Origin of the sequence: Okeania sp. SIO2F4 (assembly GCF_010672385.1) — a bacterium.
In the GTDB taxonomy this organism is placed as follows: domain Bacteria; phylum Cyanobacteriota; class Cyanobacteriia; order Cyanobacteriales; family Microcoleaceae; genus Trichodesmium.
In genome coordinates this window covers 1-4456 of record NZ_JAAHGT010000819.1, presented here as the reverse complement: position 1 = coordinate 4456, position 4456 = coordinate 1, and the positions used below count along the sequence as shown (strand labels likewise).

Below are 4456 nucleotides of genomic sequence, written 5' to 3'. Positions count from 1 at the left end.
AGGATTTTCGGTTCCATCCTCACAATTTTTGTGATATCATAAAAGTTATAGGGTGGTGTTTGCCTATATGCATGATTTTTTATTCAACTAAATTTCTTTAGTCATAGACAATGCAAGTATTTAGGAATTTTCCCCAGGAGCAATACCAGAAATATCTTCATTTTGTGAAGCTCCCATAAATATAATATGTTTGTTTTTTCCATCATCGAATCTTTCCATCTATCGCTCCTAGCGTGGAAAACCAATAACTTTTTCATTTTATGAAGCTCCTGAAGAATTTTTGTGATCTCATAAAAGTTATAGGGGGATGTTCCCCTATATGCATGATTTTTTATTCAACTAAATTTCTTTAGTCATAGACAATGCAAGTATTTAGGAATTTTCCCTAGGAGCAATACCAGAAATATCTTCATTTTGTGAAGCTCCCATAAATATAATATGTTTGTTTTTCCCATCATCGAATCTTTCCATCTATCGCTCCTAGCGTGGAAAACCAATAACATTTTCATTTTATGAAGCTCCTGAAGAATTTTTGTGATCTCATAAAAGCTATAGGGGATAACTCGCCTATGCATATGACTTTTTATTCAACTAAAAATATTATTCTCCCTCGGCGATCGCGCAAATATTCGAGCAAATATTGTAGAGTGGAAAACCAATAACATTTTCATTTTATGAAGCTCCTGAAGAATTTTTGTGATCTCATAAAAGCTATAGGGGATAACTCGCCTATATACATGACTTTTTATTCAACTAAAAATATTATTGTCCCTCAGCGATCGCGCAAATATTGTAGAAAGAAAAATAAATGTAAAAGATAGCAAATGGGTTCTATAAATAAAATCATTAATAGATTTATTAAATCAAAAAAATTTTTCAACATGATATATCATTTTCTTTTCCTTGATATTCGCCAAACTACGAACTTTCAAAACTTAATAACCATCGCCTCATTTCATCAGATAATTTTTGCCTACTCCTACTTCGAGGATGAATACAAACATGCTTCGTATTAGTTCTCGCCACCCACTGTTCTTCCACCTCCTTTAAAAAGACTTGATAAGAAATTTCAAACTCATCATCTCCCCAACCTTTAGGGATTAACTCAATAGTTAACTCATCCCCACAAAACATCGGACGACGAAAATCAACATCAGCATGAATAATTGGAATAGCAATTTCTTGATTACTAAAAAAAACCTTCAAATTAATACCAAATTCTGCTAAAGACGCTTCATAAGCTTCATGGCAAATTGCTAAAATATTAGCAAAATAAACCACACCAGCAGCATCAGTATCCTGAAAATGAACTATTCTTGTATAGTAAAAAGACATTAATAGAAATAAATCTAATTATGAGGATAAAAAATATCGCGAATTTAATCTTAATTAGGGCTTGCTGATTAAATATCAAAGCACTATTCAATAAAGGTTTGAAGAATTTTAGGTACTGAAAAAGTACCAGCTTTTCGGTTTATGGAGCGGAAAAAATGAGCCTAAACGGGGTAATTATCACAGAAAAACTAAGGATCAATTATGAATGACCACCTCTTCTATAACTCCCGTAAATCCTAACTCTTAACTACTCCCTACTCCCTACCCTATCAAAAAGACTTTCCATACGCAAACCTTAGTTAATTAGGTATACTAGCGGGCAAGATGCCCGCACTAGAGAAATTTGAATTAATATTTCAACTTACCAGTTTCATTCATAGGTAATGATAACTTAATACGGTTCATATAAGACTCAAACTCACAAGGAATAGAATAATTAGAGATTACAGAAATACCAGAAAAAATCTCTTAATTAACTACAATTCTCTATAGAATAATCTACCTTCCTTCTTCCTTATTTATTCTTCAAAAAATTATTAACTGAACTGTATTGACTTATGGCTGATAACTGATAACTCATAACTGAAATTAACCCTTATTTTTAATCATCATTACATCAATAATCTTAGTAGCTACTGCTTCGGAAATTTCCAAAGCATTATACAATTCATTCAAAAGTTGTTCTTCCTCTTCAGCAAGGTCTCCATCTACTAAAACTAAGTCTGTACTAACAGCAAAAACTGTTTCTCTTAACTCTTTAGGAAGTTTAGCAACAGCAGCATCAAACAAAGGCTTAATTTCCTGATTCTTAATCATACCTAAGAGACGATCTAATATTTCTCTCTTACCTTCTTCTGAATAATTACTAAACAGTTCCATGCGAGAGAAAATATTACTAATACCTTGTTTTTCACTTTCAGTAATAATACCATCAGCAGCTACAGCAATTAAAGCGATAGCTGCAAAAGCTTCAGCAGGTTCTAATTTAATATCAGTAGCTTGTATTGTTGCTGTTCCTTGCTCAAAAAGACCCATTTTAGTTACCTCATTAGTAATTTTTTTACTGTTACTAGGCTCCGATTTTTCGGCAACCTTAAGTGTTAGGTTTTAGGAAATAGATTGTAAGTCCTAGGTTATAGATGAAAAAATTTTACTTAACACCTAATACCTATAAAATTGAGTTAAAAAGTCCACCATTATTCAAGAGAACCTAAAACTTATCACCATAAGTATTCAGCCGTCAGCTATCAGCTATTGCTTTTGGTTTTAGATAAAAGCTTTATTAATTGAGCCAGAATTAAATCTTACTACAAAAGCGAAGCCTTATTGCTGAGAGCTAACAGCTAATAACTAAAACCTTACCTATCTCCTTCTTCAATACTTCTCAAAAACTGCTAAATTGGCTTTGAGAAAATCAATAAATTGTCTTGCCGTTCGCCCAGAACGACCATTATTTCTAGTTGCCCATTGTAAGGCTTGATATTCTAAATCTTCAGGATTTAGATTGATTTTTTCTTGCTTTGCCAGATGTCTGACAATTGTTAAATAGGTATCTTGGTTAGCAGGTTCAAAAGTTAAGGTTAAACCAAAGCGATCGCTAAAAGAAAGCTTTTCTTGAACTGTATCCCAATTATGCACCTCATCACTATCTTTTGGGCGAGGGCGATCGTTAAAAAATTCTCTTATTAAATGCCTTCTATTTGATGTAGCATAGACTACCACATTGGTTGGTCTAGCAGTTAAATTACCTTCTAAAACAACTTTTAAAGCTTTAAAAGTATCATCATCTTCTTCAAAGGAAAGGTCATCAACAAAGATAATAAATTTTTGTGGAACATTCCGTAATTTTTCCACAATTAATGGTAAATCTTTTAAGTCTGACTTAGCTACTTCAACTAAACGGAGATTGCGTTGACTATATTCATTCAATAAAGCTTTTACTAAGGAAGATTTCCCCGAACCACGACTACCATAAAGTAAAACATTAAGTGCTGGATATCCTGCCAGGAGAAATTCTGTATTTTTAATTAAAGTGTTTCGTTGGAATTCATATCCTACTAATTCTTTTAATTTAACTGGATCGGGATGGGTAATAGTTAATAGTTTACCATTCCGCCATTCAAAGGCAATTGATTCAGCGAATAAACCAGTGCCAAAATGACTATAGTGAGTGGCTAAAGTTTCAATAGCATCTGACCAATTTTCTAAACTTCTTAACTTTTCATATATAGTTTCTTTTTTTTCTGATTCTAGTTCCCAAGCAATGGGAGGTTTTTCTAATTTAGCTATTATTTTTACCCACTGACTAATTGTTGTACCACTGCAGTGATAAAGATTTTGTAAAATTTGCAAATCATGTTTTGCTGCTGCAATTAAATTTGGAGATAGGGTGTTAATATTTATTTTTTGAACTTGTTTACTAAAGGGATTATCATCCTGAATAATCTGAGAAATTAGATATTCTTGCCAGGAAATATTTTTACTAGCAATAGTTCTAAACCAATTACTATAAGCTCGAATACATTCTATTCCACTTCCATCATTTTTAGACAAAGATTCTAATAACTGGATAAAAGCTTCACCCACTGTTTTTTTGAGAACAGACTGATATAACAATAGAGATGCTATTTGCTGTTGCAAGTTTTGAATTTGGGGGATAATTTGAGCATCTAAACAAGACATAATTGATTAATTATTTGATAGACTGATTAATCACAGGGTAAGCATTCAGCACATCGCGTATTAGCTATCAGCCATTAATTCATTATTTTGTCAGGAGGAATTAGTCTGATGGCGAGAATTAAAAGTCCGACACGAAAAAGGTCATTAGCTAATCTTAATAGTTGCTTTATTCTTTACGAAAATACGAAAACCTGAAAGCTGAATGGGAGCTAGCTGAATGCTTACATCACAGGCTATTTTTTTTCACTAATTTTTTGACTAAATAAATATGTAGTTATAGAGATATAGTAATTCCCAAAGTTATGAGGTACAGTTGTTTTTCTTATTTTCTGTTCCCTGTTCCCAGTTAAGTGTTCCCTCAAACCTAAAATTTTGTACCTCACGATTTTTGGGAATTGCTATAATTTTACTATCTATACTTAGAAACTACTGTTTTTTA

At 32.3% G+C, this 4456-nt stretch carries 3 protein-coding genes; all 3 read right to left on the bottom strand.

The window, feature by feature from the left end; translation table 11 throughout:
• Positions 1–918: 918 nt before the first annotated feature.
• The 3 genes from F6K22_RS33260 to F6K22_RS33250 all read right to left on the bottom strand — a co-directional run bounded on the left by F6K22_RS33260 (position 919) and on the right by F6K22_RS33250 (position 4017).
• Entirely contained in the window at positions 919–1335 is a 417-nt protein-coding gene (locus tag F6K22_RS33260; protein ID WP_293108194.1) for an acyl-CoA thioesterase, read from the bottom strand.
• A 588-nt stretch (positions 1336–1923) separates the two neighbouring features.
• Entirely contained in the window at positions 1924–2370 is a 447-nt protein-coding gene (locus F6K22_RS33255) for a tellurite resistance TerB family protein (RefSeq protein ID WP_293108191.1), read from the bottom strand.
• A gap of 339 nt (positions 2371–2709) precedes the next feature.
• Positions 2710–4017, bottom strand: a complete 1308-nt coding sequence (locus tag F6K22_RS33250; protein ID WP_293108188.1) for an ATP-binding protein — start codon at positions 4015–4017, stop codon at positions 2710–2712.
• Between the last annotated feature and the right edge of the window lie 439 nt (positions 4018–4456).

Coding starts and splice junctions, on each gene's coding strand:
- F6K22_RS33260 (WP_293108194.1), bottom strand. CDS start 1,335: ATGTCTTTTTACTATACAAGAATAGTTCATTTTCAGGATACTGATGCT.
- F6K22_RS33255 (WP_293108191.1), bottom strand. CDS start 2,370: ATGGGTCTTTTTGAGCAAGGAACAGCAACAATACAAGCTACTGATATT.
- F6K22_RS33250 (WP_293108188.1), bottom strand. CDS start 4,017: ATGTCTTGTTTAGATGCTCAAATTATCCCCCAAATTCAAAACTTGCAA.